23 protein-coding genes are annotated in these 19,017 nt (G+C 66.2%); 12 read left to right on the top strand and 11 right to left on the bottom strand.

Going from position 1 to position 19,017, the window contains the following annotated elements:
• Nucleotides 1-3: 3 nt before the first annotated feature.
• Genes trmB through N0D28_RS05645 form a run of 3 tightly spaced genes read right to left on the bottom strand, consistent with a single transcriptional unit; the run spans nt 4 to nt 2,765 of the window.
• Nucleotides 4-1,023: a tRNA (guanine(46)-N(7))-methyltransferase TrmB gene (gene trmB, locus N0D28_RS05635; protein ID WP_260561395.1), complete on the bottom strand. Its 1,020-nt coding sequence runs from the start codon at nt 1,021-1,023 to the stop codon at nt 4-6.
• A complete protein-coding gene (locus N0D28_RS05640) occupies nt 1,020-1,766 on the bottom strand; it encodes an FAD-dependent oxidoreductase (protein ID WP_260561396.1) in 747 nt (248 codons plus the stop codon). Before N0D28_RS05640 ends, trmB begins: the two co-directional genes overlap by 4 nt.
• A gap of 54 nt (nt 1,767-1,820) precedes the next feature.
• A complete protein-coding gene (locus tag N0D28_RS05645; protein ID WP_260561397.1) occupies nt 1,821-2,765 on the bottom strand; it encodes a peptidoglycan-binding domain-containing protein in 945 nt (314 codons plus the stop codon).
• Between the two features lie 109 nt (nt 2,766-2,874).
• Here N0D28_RS05645 and N0D28_RS05650 point away from each other — a divergent pair, with 109 nt between their 5' ends.
• Complete coding sequence (locus N0D28_RS05650) at nt 2,875-3,306, top strand: acyl-CoA thioesterase (protein WP_260561398.1); 432 nt, start codon at nt 2,875-2,877, stop codon at nt 3,304-3,306.
• A 13-nt stretch (nt 3,307-3,319) separates the two neighbouring features.
• Here the strand turns inward: N0D28_RS05650 and N0D28_RS05655 are convergent, their stop codons facing one another.
• The 5 genes from N0D28_RS05655 to N0D28_RS05675 form a co-directional block, all read right to left on the bottom strand.
• Nucleotides 3,320-4,177 carry a sulfurtransferase gene (locus N0D28_RS05655; RefSeq protein WP_260561399.1) on the bottom strand — a complete coding sequence of 286 codons (858 nt, stop codon included), beginning with the start codon at nt 4,175-4,177 and terminating at the stop codon, nt 3,320-3,322.
• Between the two features lie 9 nt (nt 4,178-4,186).
• Entirely contained in the window at nt 4,187-4,822 is a 636-nt protein-coding gene (locus tag N0D28_RS05660) for an SDR family oxidoreductase (protein ID WP_260561400.1), read from the bottom strand.
• 102 nt (nt 4,823-4,924) lie between these two features.
• Entirely contained in the window at nt 4,925-5,581 is a 657-nt protein-coding gene (locus tag N0D28_RS05665; protein WP_260561401.1) for an LrgB family protein, read from the bottom strand.
• Entirely contained in the window at nt 5,578-5,985 is a 408-nt protein-coding gene (locus N0D28_RS05670; RefSeq protein ID WP_376777656.1) for a CidA/LrgA family protein, read from the bottom strand. The genes N0D28_RS05665 and N0D28_RS05670 overlap by 4 nt, the downstream gene beginning before the upstream one ends.
• The gene (locus N0D28_RS05675; protein ID WP_260561402.1) at nt 5,982-6,683 is read right to left on the bottom strand and encodes a 5'-methylthioadenosine/adenosylhomocysteine nucleosidase; all 702 of its coding nucleotides are present in this window, start codon (nt 6,681-6,683) and stop codon (nt 5,982-5,984) included. The genes N0D28_RS05670 and N0D28_RS05675 overlap by 4 nt, the downstream gene beginning before the upstream one ends.
• 100 nt (nt 6,684-6,783) lie before the next feature.
• On the opposite strand from N0D28_RS05675, the gene hspR reads away from it, so the two are divergent.
• The 3 genes from hspR (at nt 6,784) to N0D28_RS05690 (ending at nt 8,947) form a co-directional block, all read left to right on the top strand.
• Complete coding sequence (gene hspR, locus N0D28_RS05680) at nt 6,784-7,491, top strand: heat shock protein transcriptional repressor HspR, fused homodimer type (RefSeq protein WP_260561403.1); 708 nt, start codon at nt 6,784-6,786, stop codon at nt 7,489-7,491.
• Between the two features lie 3 nt (nt 7,492-7,494).
• Nucleotides 7,495-8,358, top strand: a complete 864-nt coding sequence (locus N0D28_RS05685; protein WP_260561404.1) for a metallophosphoesterase — start codon at nt 7,495-7,497, stop codon at nt 8,356-8,358.
• An 88-nt stretch (nt 8,359-8,446) separates the two neighbouring features.
• Nucleotides 8,447-8,947 carry a hypothetical protein gene (locus N0D28_RS05690; protein ID WP_260561405.1) on the top strand — a complete coding sequence of 167 codons (501 nt, stop codon included), beginning with the start codon at nt 8,447-8,449 and terminating at the stop codon, nt 8,945-8,947.
• 9 nt (nt 8,948-8,956) lie between these two features.
• Here N0D28_RS05690 and lepB read toward each other — a convergent pair whose 3' ends face one another.
• Together lepB and N0D28_RS05700 are read right to left on the bottom strand one after the other, a co-directional pair.
• Nucleotides 8,957-9,538: a signal peptidase I gene (lepB, locus tag N0D28_RS05695; protein ID WP_260561406.1), complete on the bottom strand. Its 582-nt coding sequence runs from the start codon at nt 9,536-9,538 to the stop codon at nt 8,957-8,959.
• Between the two features lie 52 nt (nt 9,539-9,590).
• A complete protein-coding gene (locus N0D28_RS05700) occupies nt 9,591-10,847 on the bottom strand; it encodes a TCR/Tet family MFS transporter (protein ID WP_260561407.1) in 1,257 nt (418 codons plus the stop codon).
• Nucleotides 10,848-10,956: 109 nt separating this feature from the next.
• Here N0D28_RS05700 and N0D28_RS05705 point away from each other — a divergent pair, with 109 nt between their 5' ends.
• The 7 genes from N0D28_RS05705 (at nt 10,957) to N0D28_RS05735 (ending at nt 17,461) form a co-directional block, all read left to right on the top strand.
• Nucleotides 10,957-12,006, top strand: coding sequence for a bifunctional nicotinamide-nucleotide adenylyltransferase/Nudix hydroxylase (locus N0D28_RS05705; RefSeq protein ID WP_260561408.1), 1,050 nt, complete (start codon nt 10,957-10,959; stop codon nt 12,004-12,006).
• A gap of 68 nt (nt 12,007-12,074) precedes the next feature.
• Nucleotides 12,075-13,091 (top strand): ADP-ribosylglycohydrolase family protein, encoded by a 1,017-nt coding sequence (locus N0D28_RS05710; protein ID WP_260561409.1) that lies wholly within the window; start codon nt 12,075-12,077, stop codon nt 13,089-13,091.
• 91 nt (nt 13,092-13,182) lie between these two features.
• Nucleotides 13,183-14,580, top strand: coding sequence for a nicotinate phosphoribosyltransferase (locus N0D28_RS05715; protein ID WP_260561410.1), 1,398 nt, complete (start codon nt 13,183-13,185; stop codon nt 14,578-14,580).
• On the top strand, nt 14,577-15,245 hold the full coding sequence (locus N0D28_RS05720) for a hypothetical protein (protein ID WP_260561411.1): 669 nt from the start codon (nt 14,577-14,579) through the stop codon (nt 15,243-15,245). Before N0D28_RS05715 ends, N0D28_RS05720 begins: the two co-directional genes overlap by 4 nt.
• Nucleotides 15,242-15,835: a nicotinamide mononucleotide transporter family protein gene (locus tag N0D28_RS05725; protein WP_260561412.1), complete on the top strand. Its 594-nt coding sequence runs from the start codon at nt 15,242-15,244 to the stop codon at nt 15,833-15,835. Before N0D28_RS05720 ends, N0D28_RS05725 begins: the two co-directional genes overlap by 4 nt.
• A complete protein-coding gene (locus N0D28_RS05730) occupies nt 15,828-16,895 on the top strand; it encodes an AAA family ATPase (protein WP_260561413.1) in 1,068 nt (355 codons plus the stop codon). The genes N0D28_RS05725 and N0D28_RS05730 overlap by 8 nt, the downstream gene beginning before the upstream one ends.
• Nucleotides 16,892-17,461: a TM2 domain-containing protein gene (locus N0D28_RS05735; protein ID WP_260561414.1), complete on the top strand. Its 570-nt coding sequence runs from the start codon at nt 16,892-16,894 to the stop codon at nt 17,459-17,461. Before N0D28_RS05730 ends, N0D28_RS05735 begins: the two co-directional genes overlap by 4 nt.
• 21 nt (nt 17,462-17,482) lie before the next feature.
• Here the strand turns inward: N0D28_RS05735 and N0D28_RS05740 are convergent, their stop codons facing one another.
• Nucleotides 17,483-17,743: a hypothetical protein gene (locus N0D28_RS05740; protein WP_260561415.1), complete on the bottom strand. Its 261-nt coding sequence runs from the start codon at nt 17,741-17,743 to the stop codon at nt 17,483-17,485.
• Between the two features lie 258 nt (nt 17,744-18,001).
• On the opposite strand from N0D28_RS05740, the gene N0D28_RS05745 reads away from it, so the two are divergent.
• Nucleotides 18,002-19,003 carry a serine hydrolase domain-containing protein gene (locus N0D28_RS05745; protein WP_260561416.1) on the top strand — a complete coding sequence of 334 codons (1,002 nt, stop codon included), beginning with the start codon at nt 18,002-18,004 and terminating at the stop codon, nt 19,001-19,003.
• Nucleotides 19,004-19,017 lie beyond the last annotated feature (14 nt).

Below are 19,017 nucleotides of genomic sequence, written 5' to 3' on the forward strand. Positions count from 1 at the left end.
GACTCAGTACCCCAGGTGCCGTACCACGCTGCCCTGCTCCACCAGCCAGTCGGTGAGCGCGCCCACCGCCGCCTTGACGCCGGGGGTGATGATCGGGCCGCCGAATTTGCCGAGTCGCACCAGCACCGAGCCGTCACCACGCAGCGTCACGTTGATCAGCACTTCCTGGGTCAGCTCGCCTTCCACCACGTGTGCCAGCACCGTGAATTCGTCGCGTCTGAGGCTGCGGTAGGCGTCGAGCAGGACGGCGGTGGCGGCCTCGGGGCCGCGCACCGCCCGGCGCTCGAAGGTGGCGAAAAGGGCGCTGAAGTCGGTGCCGACAGGCAGGCTTTCTAGAATGGCGTGGGGCACGCGGGCGTCCTCCGGGGAGTGGGGCAGGTCCTGAGACAACGGGTCCTGGGGAAAGTGGGTGAGGTCGCCGTGCGGCACGTCCGGCTGGGCCGTCGCCACGAAGCGGACGTGCTGCGCGCGCAACCCCAGCCCCTGCCACTTGAGGGCGTACTTGGTGTGCAGGGCGGCGGCGGGCGGCTCGCCCTGCTCCGGGCGCATCACGCCGCTGGCCTGGGCTTCCCGCACGGCGAAGTCGAAATACTCGTCGTGGTCGGTGGTCAGCAGCACGGCCCCGCCGGGTTTCAGGCGGCTGGCGGCCAGACGGAAAAATCCGGCGCGCAGCAATCGGTGGTCCTCGTGTTCGGCCTTGGGCCAGGGATCGGGGAAGTTGACGATGATGGAGCTGAGTGCGCCCGCCGGAACGACCTCGCGCAGCAGCGGCAGGGCAGGCAGCTTGGTGAGGTGGGCGTTGCCGAGGTTGGCCTGCCGCAGTCGCCGCGCCGCCTTCAGCAAGCTCTGGCCGCTGAGTTCGGCCCCCAGGTAATTCGGCACGCTCCCAAAGGTGCGGGCGTACTCGGGCCAGAAACGCCCGTCGCCGAAGCCGATTTCCAGCACCCAGGGCAGAGTCGGCGTCTCGGGATACAGTCGGCGGGCCGCGTCGGGAAACTGGAACTCACCCAGACGCATGATCACGGCCCACCCCGCAGCAGCTCGGCGGCCAGCCGCGCCGCATCTTCCAGCACCGAGGCGTAGCTGTGGTCGCCCGGCGTGCAGCGGCCCAGCGCATACGCGTTGTCGATGCGCCGCACCCGGAAGCCGTCCAGCTCACCCGGCGCGAGAATCTGGAACCTCACCTCGTAGCCGGGCGCGTCTCCCTTCCCCTGGGCCTCGCCGGAAGCGTAGGTCAGGTAAATGCCGTGGGCGGCCAGATCGTCGGCCAGAAAGTCGTAGGCCACCTCGCTGAGCCGCCCGGCTTCCTCCATCGTCTCACCGATCAGCAAGCGGCCCTTGAGAAACGCGCCCACGGCCAGCACCACCGCCCCGGCCCGCAGCCCCGGCCCCTCCCAGGTGGAGAGCTGCATCTCGCCCGGCACCTCGTTGAGTTCGGTGACGCAGGACTGCAGCAGGTGAATGCCGGACGTGCCCTCGATCTCGGCCTTGAGGCGACGGTGAAAGATCCAGCCGTCGGTGTCGGGATCCATCGCCTGCTGCACCTGGCCAAACAAACTGCCCGCCGGAAAGACGGCGGCGGCCACGTCCGGCTGATACAGATTGCCGAGGTGGTCGAGCGCCTGCGAGACCAGCAGCACGTCGCGGCCCGCGTTTGCCAGTCGCCAGCTCAGTTCGGTGCCTGCCAGGCCCGCGCCGACAACGGCCACGTCGTAGCGGTGGCCCGGCTGCGGCTGGCTGCGGGGAGTTGAAGAAGGCTTGAACATCGGAAAGGGAGTGTAGCGCACCTGTGCCGGGCCGTCAGGCCAAGCGCTCCGGTGTTACTTCCCTGCTGCCCTGAACTTCCTGGCGTCCGGCGAGAAGAGGGCGCTCCAGGTGGCGCGGTCAATGATGCCCGTCGCCTTGAGTTTGTTGGCGATCTGAAAATCGCGCACTGTCTTGGCAGTGTTGGGGCCGTACCAGCCGTCGCCCTGGCCGCCCTGGCCGCCGAGCGTCAGGGCGATCAAGCGGTTCTGGGCAGCCCGCACGTCGGGGCCGTTCAGGCGCGGGGCCGCCAGTTGCAGCGTGCGGCTGAAAGCCGGGCCACTGGCAGTGGAGGGCGCAGGTACGCTCCTGCTAAGAGCAGTGCCGTCGGCGCTGGGCGAGGCGGCTTGAAAGGTGGGCGTTTTGGCCGCTGGCGGCGCAGTGGGGCTGGCAGATCTGGCGGGTATGGACTGACTGGGACTGGCTGCTGCCGGGGCTGGGGTCGTCGTCTGTGTTGTCGTTTGGGTTGTTGTCTGGGCCGTCGTTTGGGTGGTTATGGCGGCAGCGGGCACGGTGGGCGCATCGAGGTAGACCAGACTGCGCCCGCTGGCCGCCTCGTCGCTGGCAATTCGCAGGTAGACCGTGCCGCTTGGCATCTTGATCCAGTTAAAGACTGTGCGCTGGTCGTCGCGGCTGCGCCAGACGCCGTAGAGGTCTGCACTCAGGGCCGCACCGAGCTGGGAGCGTACCGTCTCCACATCGCCCGCCGCGCCTACGCAGCGCTTGCCCGGCGTGCCGATGGCGGCGTAGGCGGCGGGGCAGTTTCGCAGCACGCCGTCGAGGGTTTCAGCCACCTTCGTGGCAGCAGCGTCAATGTCGGCGGGCGTCGGCACACCGGAGAGCGGCGAATCGCTGGCGGCGCTGGTATTGGCTGAGGCGGGTGGCAGGTTGGAGGCGAGCACGCCAGGCAGCCAGCCAGTCACGAACAGCAGGGCGGTGAGGAGGAAGCTGGGGCGCGTCACCCTTCAGGAGTAGCACGCGCCGGGTGGCGGGCAGTTCGGGGCCGGATGCAGGCCGCCCCGGCTGTTTTCTCACCGGGCTGTCAGGTGCGCGGCGGATTAGACTCCAGCCATGCCAACTCGCCCACCGCCCAGCCGCGCTGATTACCGGGTGTTCACAGCGGTCCAGACCCGTTGGGCCGACAACGACGTGTACGGTCATGTCAACAACGCCACCTATTACAACTATTTCGACACGGCGGTCAACGCCCACCTGATCGGGGCCGGGGTGCTGGATATCCAGACGGGGACCACCATCGGGCTGGTCGTGGAGACCGGCTGCACCTACTTTCAGGCGGCGGCTTTTCCGGACCTGCTCAACGTGGGCCTGCGGGTGGCCCATCTGGGCCGCAGCAGCGTGCGATACGAACTGGCGGTATTCCGCGAGGGTGAGGAGACGGCCTCGGCAGCGGCCCATTTCGTGCATGTCTACGTAGACCGGCAGACGCGCCGCCCGGTGGAGGTGGCCGGGGCCCTGCGGGCAGTGCTGGAAAGCTGGCAGTAAGGCCCGGCGAAAGTCAGCTCTCACCTGTTGCCACAGGCCGCGTATCGTCGCTGACCCAGTCGCTCCACGACCCGGCGTAGAGGCGCGTACCCGGCCCCGGTTCTCGCCCGGCCAGTGCCAGCGCCAACAGATTGGCCGAGGCCGAGACGCCGCTGCCGCAGTAGAGCACCACGTCGCCTGCCGGAAAGCGCCCGGCCTGCTCAGCTGCTGCCCTGAAGGTGCCGTCCGGATTCAGGCTGCCCACCCAGTCGAGGTTGCCTGCGCCGGGAATGTGGCCAGCTTTTCTGTCGATGGGTTCCGTCTCGCCCCGGTAGCGGCCAGCTGCGCGCGAGTCGATCAGGGAAACCGTCTCGGGCAGGGCGGCCACCTCGTCGGCACTCGTCAGCCAGCCTTCCTGCACCTGGGGCGTGAAAGTGGCGGGCGAGGCCACGGCTTCGTTGGTAGTGGCCTCGCCCCCCGCTGCCAGATACGCGGGCCAGCCGCCGTCGAGCACCTGCACCCGTTCGTGCCCCAGCCATCTGAGCAGCCACCAGGCGTGCGCGGCGTAAAAGCCCTGGCCGGTGCTGGGGTCGTCGTACACCACCACTGTGTGTCCATTTCCGATGCCCTGCTCGCCCAGCCAGCGGGCCAGCGTCTCAGGGTCGGGCAAGGGGTGACGGCCCCCTGCTCCGTTGGGCTGCGCCTCTCCGCTGAGGTCGGTTTCCAGATCGGCGAAGACGGCTCCCGGCACATGCCCGCCCAGGTAAGCCAGCCGCCCGGAGAGTGGGTCGGCCAGGGCGTAACGGGTGTCGAGAACGCGCAGGGCCGGATCACCGAGGCGCTGGAGCAGTTCGGTCGCGTTGACGAGTGGGCTGATGAGCGGCGAGGGCATGTGCCCAGTTTAGGAGGAGACTGGGAGCGACGCCACCGCCTCGCCCACCGAGGTCTGACCGCCAATGATCTCGAAGGTCTGACCGATGCTGCGCGGCTCGTTTAGAGCGGCCACGACCACGCGGGCCACGTCCTCACGGGGAATCTGGCCGCCCTGAACCTGACGGCCGAGGGTGATCTGCCCGCTGCCCGGCTGGTTACTCAGCCCGCCGGGGCGCACGATGGTGAAGTCCAGCCCGCTTTTTTGCACGTGGGCGTCTGAGACGGCCTTGACCTTGAGTACCTGAATCAGAAACGGCGGCATCTGCTCGGGGCGGTCCACGCCCATGCTCGACACCACCACAAAGCGCTTCGGTCCCTGCTGGGCCAGGGTGTCGGCCACGTTCTTCAGGGCGTCGCCGTCAATCGCCTGGTAGTTGCCGCTGGTGCCCGCGCCCGCCGCCCACACCACCGCGTCCGCACCGTCCAGGACCTGCGTCCACTCGCCCGTCAGGTCGCCCATCACCGGGTTCGCACCGTGCAGGGTGAGCATGTCGGCCTGTTCCTGGGTTCGCACCAGCGCCCGGACCTCGTGGCCCGCCTGACTCAGTTGACTCACCACATGCCGCCCCACGCCGCCCGCCGCTCCGATCACTGCAATCTTCATGAGCCGTAAGCTAGTGCGCTGGCCCGGCAGACCGGGTCTGGAAAAGATTGGAAGCGGTTAAAGGAGACTTCAAGGCGGGCGCAACTTTGAACGGCTCCTTGATCAGCTCAGCAGCGCCACCAGCAAGCTGACCAGCAGCGCCGCCAGGCCCATGCCGATGCTGCTGGCCACGCCCACCTGCTCGCTCTCCTCGCGGGCACGGGCGGTGCCGATGCCGTGCGCCACGCTGCCCAGGGCGATGCCGCGTGCCAGCGGACGGCGCACCCCGAGCAACGTCAGGAAGGGTGGCAGCACCACCGCGCCCATCAGGCCCGAGAGCACCGCCAGGGTGGCGGCCAGGGTGGGCGGCGCTCTGGTGTACTCGGCCAGCCCCACCGCCACCGCACTGGTCGCGGGCGCGGTGATCAGCGCCCGCTGCGCCTCGGTGCTCAGGTGCAGCAGGCGCGGCAGCAGAATGTCCAGCCCCACTGCTGTCAGCGTTCCGGCCAGGCTACCGAGAATCAGTGCCGGTCCCTGGCGGGCCAGCAGCGCCCGCTGGCGGTAGAGCGGCACGGCCAGCGCGACCACTGCTGGAGACAGTAGCAGCGAGAGGGGCCGGGCCTGCGCCCTGTACTCGGCGTAGGGCGTGCGGCTGAGCAGCAGCGCCAGGGCGACGATCAGGGTGGCGATCAGGGTGGGGTTGATCAGCGAATTGCGGTAACGGGTCTGCGCCCACAGGCCCAGCACGAACGCTGTAATGGTCAGGGCCAGCCAGCTCACGCCGGGTGCTCCGGCCGGAGCCAGCGCGAGGCGATCAGCCCGGTGACGCCCGCCCCGGCCAGCAGCCCGGCCAGCATCACCAGCAGCCACAGCCCCCAGGCCGCTCCGGCGCTAAGGTAATTGGTAAAGCCCACCGTCGCCGGAACAAACAGCAGCCCCAGCACCCCCAGCAGGTGATCTGCCGCCCGCTCCAGCCAGCTCAGCCGCACCACCCCCAGCCCCAGCGCGAGCCACAGCAGCAGCAGCCCCAGCACCGAGCCGGGCACCGGCAACCTGAGGAGCCGGGCCAGGCCCTCGCCCAGCGCCGAAAAACCCAGCAGCAGGCCCAGTCCCAGCAGCCAGGCGGCCAGCGGTGGGAGGGCGGGAGCCTGGCTGAGCGGTACCGGCGACTGCGGGCCGCTCAAGCGCTCGACTGAACGCTCAGGCGCGCAAGCATGCCGCGTACCACCTGCTTGGCGTGACGGGCCACCAGCGGCATGAACTCGCGGTAATCCACCTGGGCGTCGTGGTCGGCAGTGTCGCTCACCGAGCGGATCACCACGAATGGCACGCCGTGCTTGGCGCAGACCTGGGCCACCGCCGCACCCTCCATCTCGGCGCAGGCGGCCCCGAAGGTCTGCCACAGCCACTGCACCTTTTCGCGCGAGGCCACGAACTGATCGCCGCTGGCAATGCGCCCCTCCACCGCCCGGATGCCCTCCAGTTCGCGGGCGGCTTCCAGTGCCAGGTCGCGCAGGGCGGCGTCCGCGGCCCAGCTCAGCGACTCGCCCGGCACCACGCCCAGCTCGTAGCCCAGCGCCGTCACGTCCACGTCGTGCTGGAGGCAATCGGTACTCACCACGATGTCGCCCACCCGCAACTCGGGGTGCACGCCGCCCGCCACGCCGGTGAAGATGACCTGGCTGGCCCCCGCCGCGATGAGTGCCGCCGTCGTCATGGCCGCGTTGACCTTGCCGATGCCGCCCTCGGTGATCAGCACCGGATGGCCGTCCAGCACGCCGCTGTGCAGCGTCACGCCCGGCGAAATCTGCTGCCGGTGGTCTTCCAGGTCGCTGATGAGCAGCGCCACCTCTTCCTGCATCGCGCCAATGATTCCGATCATGTGGGCAGTCTAGCGGCCCGGCCCGGCCCATCCCCCCCACCGGCAGATGACACACTTCGTCCCAATCACAGAATCTGCCTGACGTATACTCAAGGAACCGATGGCCTCCGACACCAAGCAGCGTCCCGTGTATGTGATCAGCATTGCCGCCGAACTGGTGGACATGCACCCGCAGACGTTGCGGCTCTACGAGCGCAAGGGACTGATTCGTCCGGGGCGCAGCAGCGGCAAGACCCGGCTGTACTCCGAGCGCGATATCGAGCACCTGCGCGAGATCCGCCGCCTAACCCAGGAACTCGGCGTCAACCTGGCGGGTGTGGAAGAAGTCATGCGGCTTCAACACGAGCTCGACGACATGCAAGACGAGTTTGAGCAGGAGATCGAGCGCATTGAGAACGAGATCCGCGCCCAGGTGGCCCAGCCACTGCCTGCGCCGGGCCAAGTGCTGAGCGCCCAGGACCGGCCCGTGTATGTGATCAGCATTGCCGCCGAACTGGTGGACATGCACCCGCAGACGTTGCGGCTCTACGAGCGCAAGGGACTGATTCGTCCGGGGCGCAGCAGCGGCAAGACCCGGCTGTACTCCGAGCGCGATATCGAGCACCTGCGCGAGATCCGCCGCCTGACCCAGGAACTCGGCGTCAATTTGGCGGGCGTCGAGGAGATCATGCGGCTGCGCTTTGAACTCGACGCCAACCGGGGCCGCCTGGAGCACCGCATCGCCGACATTCAGCAGGACATCACCGAGCGTATGACCCGCTGGCGTGAGCTGCCTGCCCCTTCCGGGCCGGAAGACGCCAGTGACTAGAAGATGACCGTGACCAGACCGCCCAACCTCCTGCCGATGTCGCAGACCCTCTGGGTGGTGGGCGATATTCACGGCGCACTCGGCAAGCTTAGGCTGCTGCTGCTACGGGCGGGCCTCACCGATTTCGACGGCTCCTGGCGCGGTGGCAAGGCCCATCTGGTGTTTCTGGGCGATTACCTCGACCGGGGCGAGGACGGTGCGGGTGTGCTGCGGCTGGTCCGCACCTTGCAGCGTCAGGCTCCGCTGGTGGGGGGCCGGGTGGACGCGCTGCTGGGCAACCATGAGGTGATGTTTCTGGCGGCGCTGCTGTTTCGCCAAAAAGACCGCCGCGACGATCTGGGCTTTTACGATTATTGGCACAGCAACGGCGGCCAGCCGCGCGATATGGCCCTGATCGAACCCAGCGACCTGGGCTGGCTCGCCGAGCGCCCGGCCATGCTGCGGGTCGGTCCCTGGCTGATGCAGCACGCCGACAGCGCCATGTACCTCAAACTGGGCAGCAGCGTGCCGGAAGTCAATGCCAGGGTGGCGGCCAAACTCGCCTCCAACGATCCGAAAGTCTGGCAGGAATTCCTGAGCGCCTTCGCCGCGCGCCTCGCCTTCGCCAGCCAGGACGGCGGCCCGCTCATCCGGCGAGCGCTGGACACCTTCGGCAGTGAGCGGATCGTGCATGGCCACACGCCCATTAACCTGCTGCTCGGCACCCAGGGCGAGGAACCCGGTGCGCCGCTGCCCTACGCGGGTCGGCTGTGTCTCGACATTGACAGTGCGATGGCCTATATCCCCGGCGCGGGTTTCATCACCCGTCTCGACGAGCAGGGCATTGCCGAGGTGGTGCCGTACCCACCGCTGAGTTTTGCCCGCTGACAGGTTTTGCCCGCTGGCGGCGCGACGATTCAGACTCGCTTCAGGTCCTCCTTCCCTGCCGGAGCCTGCCGCTTGACAGACTGCGGGCATGGCAGACTTCAACGGACGCATCGGCGGAATCACGGCGGGCTACGACATTCACGCCGACTGGCAGGATGAGCGACTGCACGGGCGCATCGGCGGCACCTTCAACGGCAAGGATATTGATTTGCGGCTCAAGGGTGATCAGGTCAGCGGGCGCATTGGCGGTCATTTCGGCGGCTTCGATGCCGACGGTGAGGTGAGCGCTTCGTATGTGCAGGTGCGGCTCGGCGGGCGCATCAACGGCGACGACGTGCGGCTCGATATCAGCGGCAACCGCGCCCAGGGCCGCTTCTCGGGCCGCCTGAACGGCAAGGACCTGGACCTGACCCTCAGCGGCCAGCACCTGACCGGGCGCATCGGCGGCACCTTCGACGGCAAGGACGTGAACATTGAGGTCGGCAGCGTGCCACTCGCCCTGGCAGCACTGGCGGCAGCCTGCGCTTACAAGGCGCTGGAAGACGAGCAGAACGACGCGGCGGCGGCCAGTTCGGGCGGCTCAAGCTGAGGCGCTGGGTTACGGCCCGCCCACCCGCTCTGGAGGCCACAGACTGATATTCGCCGTGCCCGCCACATCGCCCACGTACACTGGCCCGTAGAAGCGCGAGTCCACGCTCTCGGCCAGCACCCTGTTGTCGCCCAGCACATAGACCGTGTTCGGCGGCACCTGGCTGGGCGGCTCGTCCTGCGCGGCGGGGCCACTGGCGTGGGGGTCGGCCACCGCCTGCCCGTTCACGCGTAACTGGCCCCCGCGAAGTTCCACTACGTCGCCGGGCAGACCCACCACCCGCTTGATGTTGTAGGGTCGGTGGCGCAGGCCCAGGCCCAGCACGTTCAGCGTTTCCCAGGCGTACTCGCTCTCGGGCGGGGCCTTGAAGATCACCACGTCGCCGCGCCGGTAGGGCAGGGCCGTCAGATGCCAGGCGTGGCCCCAGCGCGGGAATTTGAGCAGCAACATGACCTGCCCCGTATGCAGGCTGGGGTTCATGCTGTTGCCGTCCACGCGGGCAATCGTCAGGCCGAAGGTGGACAGGAACCACAACACCAGCAGCGGCAGGGCAGCCTCCTTCCAGAAGCGGGTGCGCCAGAAGCGGGTCATCGGGGCTGAGTGTAGGGCGCGGCCATGAGAAGCCGCCGCCGCTTCACCCGCGTTAGACCGTGTTGGCAGGGGCGGCCTCGGTGCCCACTGTGACTGGCTGGGCGGGGATGTTCCGCAGGGCGTTCCAGGCCAGCAACACCCCGATCAATGAGAAGACCGCGCCCATCAGAAACGCCGCGCCCGGCAGCTTGATGCTCGCGCCGCCGCCGTTGAAGTAGGCGTAGATCCAGGTGGCCAGCAGCGGCCCGACGACGCCGACCAGGCTGTTGACGGCGGTGAGTGCCCCCTGCACCTTGCCCTGCTCGGATTCGCTGACCTGGCGGCTGATGATGCCCTGCAAGGTGGGGCCAGCCAGCCCGCCGAACGCGCCTGCCACCAGCGAGATGTAGAGCAGCAGCGAGGTTTTGGCGAAGGCCAGCACCAGCATCTCGATCAGGCCCATCGTCAGGCCCAGCAGGATGGCCCGGCGCTCGCCCAGCCACCTGACCGAAATGCTGATCAGGCCGCCCTGCACGATGGCCGTCATCAGGCCGAAGACCGCCAGCGCCAGGCCGTTTTGCAGGGGGGTCCAGCCCAGCACGCCCTCGGTGTACAGCACCCAGGTGGAGAAGATGACCTGTCCGGCCAGCCCCAGCGCGATCAAAGCACCGGCCATTTTCAGAATCAGCGGGTAGCGGGCCAGCGCCGCGAGTGGCCTGAACGGATTGAGGTCCTGGCGGCTGAGCCGGACGCCGCGCAACTCGGGCGGCAGCGATTCCGGCAGCACAAAATAGCCGTAGAACATGTTGAGCAGCGCCAGTCCGGCGGCGAACATGAACGGCACCCGCAGTCCGTAGTCGCCCAGCAGGCCGCCCAGCGCCGGTCCCAGAATGAAGCCGACCCCGAAGGTCGCGCCCAGCTTGCCGAAGTTCTTGGCGCGGTCCTCGGGTGCGGAGACGTCGGCGATGTAGGCGTTGGCGACGGTCAGGCTGGCCCCGGTGATCCCGGCGATGACCCGGCCCAGAAAGAGCCACCACAGCGTGGGTGCAAACGCCAGCAAGAGGTAATCCAGCCCGATGCCCAGTAGGCTCAGCAGCAGCACCGGGCGGCGGCCATAGCGGTCTGAAAGGGTGCCCAGAATCGGCGCGAAGACAAACTGCATCACCGCGTAGATGGCGGTAAAAATCCCGATATAGCGCGCCCCCGCCGCCGCCGACCCGGCCAGTTCCTTGATCAGCAGCGGCAGCACCGGAATGATCAACCCGATGCCCATGATGTCGATCAGCGCGGTGATGAGGATGAAGGTCAGGGCGGCTCTGGGCCTTTGCATCCGATCAGGCTATCAAATTTAGGTCAGGGCAGAATGCGCCAGATGGCAGAGGGCCGGACGTGGAATCATCCGAACGGACTCATTAATCTAATAAACTCAAGCGTAGTTTATGAGTATGTCTCAGCCAGAGCCGATCAACCGGACCCGCAGACGCACCTTTGGTGTCTATATCGGGCGCTTTGAGCCGCCCCACGCCGCGCACCTGGAAGTGATGCGAGAAGCGCTGATGCAGGTGCAGAAGCTGATCGTGGTGATCGGCTCGGCCAGGGCGGCGCGCAACGCCAAGAACCCGTTCACTGCCGAGGAGCGCCAGGCGGTCATTCTGGACCTGCTGCGCGAGGCGGGCATCAAATCCAGCCGGGTGCTGTTCGTGCATGTGCGCGATTACTACTACAACGAATCGCTGTGGCTCAGCGAGGTGCAGCGCGGCGTGGCGGCCCACACCCACGGCAGCAGCGACGTGGCGCTGATCGGGCATCTCAAGGACGAGAGCAGTTATTACCTGAGATCGTTTCCGGCCTGGGAATTCCTGCCGACGCATGTGGTCAGCAATCTCAGCGCCACCGAGGTGCGCCGCGCCTATTTCGAAGACGATCTGGAACGGGTGCGAAGCATCGTGCCGCCCGCCGTGTGGGTGTTTCTGGAGCGCTTCCGGCAGACCCCCGACTTCGCCGAGTTGCAGGCCGAGTACCGCTATGTGCAGGACTACCGGTCGGCCTGGCAGGGCACGCCGTATCCGGTGGTGTTCGTGACCACCGACGCGGTGGTGATTCGCAGCGGGCACGTGCTGGTGGTGCGCCGCGCCGAGCATCCGGGACGCGGGCGGCTGGCAATGCCGGGCGGATTCCTGAACACTGCCGAAACGCTGCTGGCTTCCTGTATCCGCGAGGTGGTGGAGGAAACCGGGCTGCAAATCAGCGATCTGGCGGCGTATCAGCGCTCGCAGGCGGTGTTCGATTATCCGGGACGCAGCCTGCGCGGACGCACCGTCTCTCACGCCTTCCAGTTCGATCTGGGCATCGGGCAACTGCCGGTGCTGAGGCCGGGCAGTGATGCTGCCGACGCCTTCTGGTTGCCGCTCAGCGAAGCGCTGGCTTCACCGGAGCTGTTCTTCGAAGACCACCACGCCATCATCGAGCACTTCTTGATGCGGGGATAGCTGCGGGGATAAACGCCCCCGCCCATTCGCCGCAGGCCACACACGACAGGTTCATCCCAGGAGGCTTTATGTTCACTTCGCCCACCCCAGATCAGATCGGCGGTGTTCTCTTCGGCTCGGCCTACGGCGACGCGCTGGCCGCGCCCACCGAGTTCATACACAGCCTGGCGTACATCCGGCAGTCGTTTGCGCCGAACGGCCCGACTGACCTTCACGGGGGCCGCGTCACCGACGATACCCAGATGATGCTGACGGTGGCCCGCGCCCTGCTGGACGCACCGGAACTCATCCCGGCGGCGCTGGAAACCACGCTGAGGGCTGAATTCACCTTGTGGCTCCACGACCCCGAAAACAACCGCGCCCCCGGCCACACCTGCCTGACCGCCTGCCGGAACTTGCAGCGGGGCGGCGCTTGGCAGGCGGCCACCGTGACCCGGAGCAAGGGCTGCGGGGCGAACATGCGCGTGCAGCCGGTGGGCTTGATCGCTGACGACGCCACCCGTGCGGGCGCAGCCCAACTGCAAGCCGCCCTGACGCACGGCCACCCCACCGCTCTGGCCGCCGCCGACCTGACCGCACAGGCGATCTGGTTGCTGATTTCGGGCACTGCGCCGCCGCAGTTGGCCCAGGCACTGACCGCCCACGCCCAGGCCCAGCGCGAGGTCTACCGTGCCGACTGGCTGGGCGATGTCTGGCAGTATTACGGCGCGTCTGATCCGCAACACTACATCTCGGAAGGCTGGGACGAGTGCCTGGGCGTGCTGGGCCGCCTGGAGGCCGCGCTCACTTCCGACATTCATGACGACGCCGACCCCTGCGACTTGACCGGGGAAGGCTGGATTGCCGAGGAAGCGTTCGCCACCGGGCTGCTGTGCTTCCTGCTGACGCCGACTGACCCGGTAGAAAGCCTGCGCCGTGCTGCCGTCACGAAGGGCGACAGCGACTCGCTGGCCTGTCTCGCCGGAGCGTTTGCCGGGGCTTACCTGGGGCTGGGGGCGTTTCCGGCGCAGTGGCGAGGGCAGATTGAGTACGCAGAAGAGTTGAGGCGCTGCTCGGCGGCGTTTGAAGTCAAGCAACTGAAATAGCTACAGGAATACGTGCAGAACTTCAGCGTTTGAACATCAGGGAACCTGTCCGCTCTCTTCATAATCCACAACATGAATAAGGAGTCACACCATGAACCTCTTAAACGACAACAACATTATTCTGGACACCGACAGCTACAAGTCCAGCCACTTCTTGCAGTACCCTCCCGGTACCCGCAAACTGTTTTCCTACCTGGAATCGCGCGGTGGGCGCTATCCGGCCACCCGGTTTTTCGGGTTGCAGTACATCCTCAAGCGTTACCTGAGCGTGCGCGTCACCGCCGAGATGGTGGAGGAGGCCAGAGCGCTCATCACCGCGCACGGCGAGCCGTTTCCGTATGACGGCTGGATGCACATCGTCACCGCGCACGGCGGGCGCTTGCCGCTGGAGATTCGCGCCGTGCCGGAAGGGATGCTCGTCCCCGTTCATAACGCCCTGATGACTGTCACCAACACTGACCCCGCCGTGCCCTGGCTGCCCGGCTGGTTTGAAACGTCACTGATGCGCGTCTGGTACACCACCACTGTCGCCACCCAGAGTTACTTCCTGCGCGAGATTCTGAAAGCTGCCCTGGAGCAGACCTCCGACCGGGCCGCCGAGGAACTGCCGTTCAAACTGCACGACTTCGGCAGCCGTGGCGTGAGCAGCCGCGAGAGCGCGGGCCTGGGCGGGCTGGCGCACCTGATCAACTTTCAGGGCAGCGACACGCTGGAAGCCCTCCGCACCGGGCGCAACTATTACGGGGCCGACATTGCCGCCTTCTCCATTCCCGCCGCCGAGCACAGCACCATCACCAGTTGGGGCAAGGAACACGAGGTCAACGCCTACCGCAACATGGTGGAAAAGTTCGGCAAGCCCGGCGGCGTCTACGCGGTGGTGAGCGACAGTTACGACCTCAAATACGCCATCAACGTGCACTGGGGCGAAACCTTGCGCCAGCAGGTCATCGACAGCGGCGGAACCCTGGTGGTGCGGCCCGACAGCGGCGACCCAGCCTCGATGGTGCGTCTGGCGGTTCGCGCTCTGGCGGCCAAATTCGGCACGACCACCAACAGTAAGGGCTTCATGCTTCTGAATCATGTGCGGGTCATTCAGGGCGACGGCGTGGACGAAAACTCTATCCGCGAGATTTTGCAGAACCTGATCGTGGACGGCTTCAGCACCGAGAACGTCACCTTCGGCATGGGCGGTGCGCTGCTGCAAAAGGTGGACCGCGACACCCAGCGCTTTGCTTACAAGGCCAGCGCCGCGCTGATCGACGGCCCTGACGGGCAGTACTTCCAGCCGATTTACAAAGACCCGGTGACCGACCCCGGCAAGCGCAGCAAGGACGGCGTGCTCGATCTGGTGCGCGAAGGCCAGCGCCTGGTGACCAGGCAGTACCAGACCTTCGACACCGAGTACCCAGACAGCGTGATGCGTGTGGTGTACCGCGACGGCGAACTGCTGGTGGAAGAGACGTTGGATGTGGTGAGGGGGCGGGCGTGAGTCAACACCTGGAGCGGCTTTTGCCAATCCTGTCAACCATTCCCGGCGTCAACATTCCCGTGACGATTCTTCAAGGCGTTTACATTGCTGCCAGCCAGAAGAAAATAGAACAGCTTGAGGGGGCATTGAGATATGAAGTTGGCCTGCTCAATCAGAAAGTTATGGCTGGGCAGCTCACTCTGGACAGGGAATATGTCAAATCCGACTCCTTCACGGCCAATGTCATTCAAGCTGTCAGGGCCGCAGAAGTTGCCGAGACGGAAGATAAGTTGCGGTTTATTGCCCGCGCTCTGGCTGGATGCTCGCTGAGTTTTCCGCGCCCTCAACTGGATAAGTTTCAAACGATGCGGATTATTGAGAGCATGTCAGATCGGGAACGACGGGTGTTTATTGAGTATTTCAAGATTCTCGACCCTATTGACCCTTACCGAGATTTAATTCCAGTTGATAGTCAGGTGTCCATTCCTAATATCACTCGGCATGAGTTCATTGGCGCTCTGATGGGGCTAAAGCAGCTGGGGCTCTTCACGATGCAACGTGTTACTGATCGCGATGGCGACTGGTTTAGTCCAGAAGTTTCAGCGGGTAAAGGTTTCGCGTGGCAACTCACAGGCTTAGCGCGGCAGGTTGCCACACTGAGCCGCGTGGGATTTGAGGAATCGTGAATATCAACTGGCTCACCACTCTCCCGCCCCTCCTCCTTGACCTTTCCGGTGCGGCAGCCGTTCTCGTCTCCCTCTACTTTCTCTTCGCCAAGGCGCGGGCGTACTGGCACTGGTCAAACGCCTCGCTGCTGCCGTACTTCCTGCTGTTTGTCGGCGGCGGCCAGTGGATGCTGGCGGGCTTGCAAGTCACGTATCTGCTGTTCGGCATTCACGGCCTCTATCTCTGGCACTTGGAGGCGCGGCGCGACAGGGGAGAGCTGACCTTCAACGAGCCGCTGTGGTACGGCGTGACCTGGGTGGCGAGCCTCGCCATCTTCGCCTACACCACCATCGCCACCGACTTTGCAGAATCCTGGAACTGGGTGCAGTTCGCGGCGGTCACGCTGGCCCTCATCGCCAACTTCGCCACCACCCGCAAATGGGCCTGGAGCTGGCCGGTGTGGGTCACGGTCAACGCGGTGCAGGCGATTTACTTTTTCCACACGGCGTACTGGGCCCTGTTCGGCCTGCAATTTATTCTGGGAGCCATGAGCGTCTACGGCTACTTTGCCTGGAGGAAAGACGAAAGGCGCGTGGTCGAGTTTGCCTGAGTCTCAACACTTCCGCCACGGCCTGATCGTCGGCAAGTTCGCCCCGCTGCACGCCGGACACGAAGCGCTGATCCGCTTTGCCTTGTCGCGCTGCGAACGGGTCAGCGTGTGGGTCTACAGCCGCCCCGACTTCCCGGCCATGCCCTCGCCTGTGCGCCGCAACTGGCTGCGCGAGGTGTTCCCGGCCCACCTGTTCCCGCAACTGATCCTGCTCCCCGACGCGCCCAATCCGCCCCTCAACAATGCGCCCGACGCCGAGCATCAGCAGTATGTCAAGACTGTGCTGGACGCCTGGAATGTGCGCCCCGACGTGGTGGTGACCAGCGAAGCCTATGGCCCCCTGCTGGCCGAGCGCCTCAACATTGCCCACCTTCCATTCGACCCCGAACGCCGCCAGACGCCGATCAGCGGCACGGCCATTCGCGCCGACATTCACGCTTCGCGCCACTTCCTGAACCCGCTGGTCTACGCGCATTTCGTCGAGCGGGTCGCCCTGGTCGGCGCGGAAAGCACGGGAAAGAGCACCCTGACAGCAGTGCTGGCAGGCGACTTCGGCACCCATTTCGTCCGCGAATATGGCCGCGAGGTTTACGAGCGCGAGGACGGCAAACTGACGCCTGAACATTTTCTGGAAATTGCCCTCAGCCACCGCGCCCTGGAAGACGAGGCCGCCCGCATGCCGGGCCTGAACCGCTACCTGTTCGTGGACACCACCGCCGCCACCACCCTGATGTGGTCGTATCTGCTGTGCCGCACGGCCCTGCCCGAACTGCATGCCCTGGCCGACGATGCCAGGTGTCGTTACTCTCACACCTTTCTGTGTGCTGACGATTTAGCGCACGAGCAGGACGGCTGGCGCAGCAATACCGAGGTTCGCACCGTTCAGCAGGCGTTCATCATGCAGGATATGGCGACGCGGGGCGTTCGTTCCCACGAAGTCGGGGGAGAGCTGACCGCCCGTATCCGGCAGGTCCGTGCCACTCTAGAAGCTGCAACTTTGGATGGACGCGGCGTGCAGGAGCTTCCACTAACCTTCTTGCATAAGGAGGCTCCACCATGACCCAGCCTGATTCCGAAGGTAACGGTATCAACCTCAACAAGTCAGACCCGTCCAACGAACTGCGTATCGACCCGCCCCACACCCAGGCGCAGTCCCATGACGTGCCGAACTGGGTGGACGAGGCGACCCGGCAGACCCAGACCTCGCCAACACCTTTGCCCCGCGTGCCTGAGCCGCAGCCCGACTTCAACGCCCGCCAGCCTGCCGCACGCGTGACTGGCGACGCCTTGCCCCTCAGCATCGTGCCGCAGGGCGAAATCGGTACCCGTAAGCTGGTGGCCGGACTGCTGGCAATTTTCCTGGGTGCGTTCGGAGCGCACAAATTCTACCTGGGCCGCACCACGCCGGGCCTGATCGTCTTGCTGACCCACCTCGGCGGCTGGTTCGTGACGCTGGTGCTGAGCATCCTCACGCTGGGTCTGGGGGCCATCATTCTGGTGCCGCTGATGGGGCTGGTGGCCTCGGCGCTGTGCATCGTCGGCCTGATCGAAGGCGTTGTCTACCTGACCCGCAGCGACGAGGAATTCAACCAGACTTACCTGATCGGCAAGAAAGACTGGTTCTGAGTCGGCCTGCTGGTCCATTCCTCAGAGCGCCGGAAAAAGCAGTCTGGTGTCTTCCAGCACCCAGTAGGCGTGTGCGGCGTCTGTGCCGGGCACACAGAACATCACCGCCTCGAAGGGTAGCCCCTCCGGCTGCACCACGCCGATGTTCCAGTGGCTGCGCTCAGATCCCAGGATGGCGACTTTGCCCAGCGAGGTTTCGCACTCCAGGTATTCACCGCCTTTCTCGGCGCTGCGGACTGGCCCGACAGCGAGAACGGTCAGATGTCTGGGGTCGACTTGCATGGGTTGATTGAACCCCAGACTCCAGACATCTGTCTCACACCGGGTATGGAGCGCCGCCTCCGAAACACGCAGTGCATGAATTTGACTTCGCCCGCATACCGCGCTATGCTCTTTTTATAACCGCCTGACGAGGGCGGATTTTTTTGGCCTGTCAGAATTGCTCTGATGGGGGCTGCCCGCGCCGTTTATGCTGATGGCATGGAAGACCGCCGACCTGCGCCGCTCGAAGCTCCCCACCTGTTTTCCCGGCGCTGAACCGTGCTGCACTCCGACGAGGCCAGTCGGGTGGCCCAACAATTGGCCCAGACGTTTGCTGATCTGGACACCCGCCGCCTGGCTGCGGCGCTGCGGCGGGTGCTGCGGCCAGGCGGGGTGGTGGCCATCTCGCAGGGCCGGGCGCGGCTGGTGCTGGGCCTGCATCAGCAGCCTGGGCAAAGCTTCGAGATCGCCAGCGTGACCAAGCCGTTCACGGCGGCCCTGGCCTTCGCTCTGGCCGAACAGGGCCGCCTCGATCTTGACGCTCCGCTCTCGCGCCAGCTCGCCAGTTTCCGTGGCTACCCGCCGCATCTGACTGCCCGCGCGCTACTGACGCACACGGCGGGGCTACCGCTGCAACCACTGCGCGGCTCGCTCGGCACCCTGCGCGATTTTCATGATCCGTATGGCCGTCTCAGTGCGGCGGCGGTGCTGGCCTCGGGCCGCCGGTGGAGCTGGCTGGGGCGTGAGCGAGCGGGGCGGCTCGCCTATTCCAATCTCGGTTACGGGCTGCTGGCCCTGGCACTTGCAGAGGCGGCGGGCGGAGCGTATCCGGCTGCGCTGCAAGCGTGGGTGCTCAAACCCCTGGCCCTGCGTCACACCGGCTTCAGCCCGCTAACCCCGCTGGCCACCCCGCATGGTTTGCTGGGTGGTGGTCGGGTCAGCGGGTTCGGTGGCCTGCTGGGAGCGGGCGGCCTCTACAGCACCGGCCACGATCTGCTGAGCTTCGGGGAGGCGCACCTCGGCAGTCAGGTGCGCGGTTGGGGCAGCCTGAGTCGTCCGCCGGGGTTGCCGCCTGACTTGCTGGGCGTGGCAGGCGGCTGGTTCGTGGTGCGCTGGCAGCGGGAAGCGGTGTGGTGGCACGACGGTGTGGCGCGGGGCACGCGGGCGGCGCTGGGCTTCTCGCCCGACACGGGCCGGGTGGCGGCGGTGCTTGTCAACAGTGGGGTGCCGCTGCTGGGTTCGCGGGCTGGCCCTGCGGCAGTGCTGAGGGAGCTGATATAGGACGGTCAGTTCGG

Source organism: Deinococcus rubellus (assembly GCF_025244745.1).
Classification (GTDB): Bacteria; Deinococcota; Deinococci; order Deinococcales; family Deinococcaceae; genus Deinococcus; species Deinococcus rubellus.

Bases quoted from the DNA above. Each gene is read 5' to 3' on its own strand.
- N0D28_RS05640 (WP_260561396.1), bottom strand. From the start codon at position 1,766: ATGTTCAAGCCTTCTTCAACTCCCCGCAGCCAGCCGCAGCCGGGCCAC.
- N0D28_RS05650 (WP_260561398.1), top strand. From the start codon at position 2,875: ATGCCAACTCGCCCACCGCCCAGCCGCGCTGATTACCGGGTGTTCACA.
- N0D28_RS05655 (WP_260561399.1), bottom strand. From the start codon at position 4,177: ATGCCCTCGCCGCTCATCAGCCCACTCGTCAACGCGACCGAACTGCTC.
- N0D28_RS05660 (WP_260561400.1), bottom strand. From the start codon at position 4,822: ATGAAGATTGCAGTGATCGGAGCGGCGGGCGGCGTGGGGCGGCATGTG.
- N0D28_RS05675 (WP_260561402.1), bottom strand. From the start codon at position 6,683: ATGATCGGAATCATTGGCGCGATGCAGGAAGAGGTGGCGCTGCTCATC.
- hspR (WP_260561403.1), top strand. From the start codon at position 6,784: ATGGCCTCCGACACCAAGCAGCGTCCCGTGTATGTGATCAGCATTGCC.
- N0D28_RS05685 (WP_260561404.1), top strand. From the start codon at position 7,495: ATGACCGTGACCAGACCGCCCAACCTCCTGCCGATGTCGCAGACCCTC.
- N0D28_RS05690 (WP_260561405.1), top strand. From the start codon at position 8,447: ATGGCAGACTTCAACGGACGCATCGGCGGAATCACGGCGGGCTACGAC.
- lepB (WP_260561406.1), bottom strand. From the start codon at position 9,538: ATGACCCGCTTCTGGCGCACCCGCTTCTGGAAGGAGGCTGCCCTGCCG.
- N0D28_RS05700 (WP_260561407.1), bottom strand. From the start codon at position 10,847: ATGCAAAGGCCCAGAGCCGCCCTGACCTTCATCCTCATCACCGCGCTG.
- N0D28_RS05705 (WP_260561408.1), top strand. From the start codon at position 10,957: ATGAGTATGTCTCAGCCAGAGCCGATCAACCGGACCCGCAGACGCACC.
- N0D28_RS05710 (WP_260561409.1), top strand. From the start codon at position 12,075: ATGTTCACTTCGCCCACCCCAGATCAGATCGGCGGTGTTCTCTTCGGC.
- N0D28_RS05715 (WP_260561410.1), top strand. From the start codon at position 13,183: ATGAACCTCTTAAACGACAACAACATTATTCTGGACACCGACAGCTAC.
- N0D28_RS05735 (WP_260561414.1), top strand. From the start codon at position 16,892: ATGACCCAGCCTGATTCCGAAGGTAACGGTATCAACCTCAACAAGTCA.
- N0D28_RS05740 (WP_260561415.1), bottom strand. From the start codon at position 17,743: ATGCAAGTCGACCCCAGACATCTGACCGTTCTCGCTGTCGGGCCAGTC.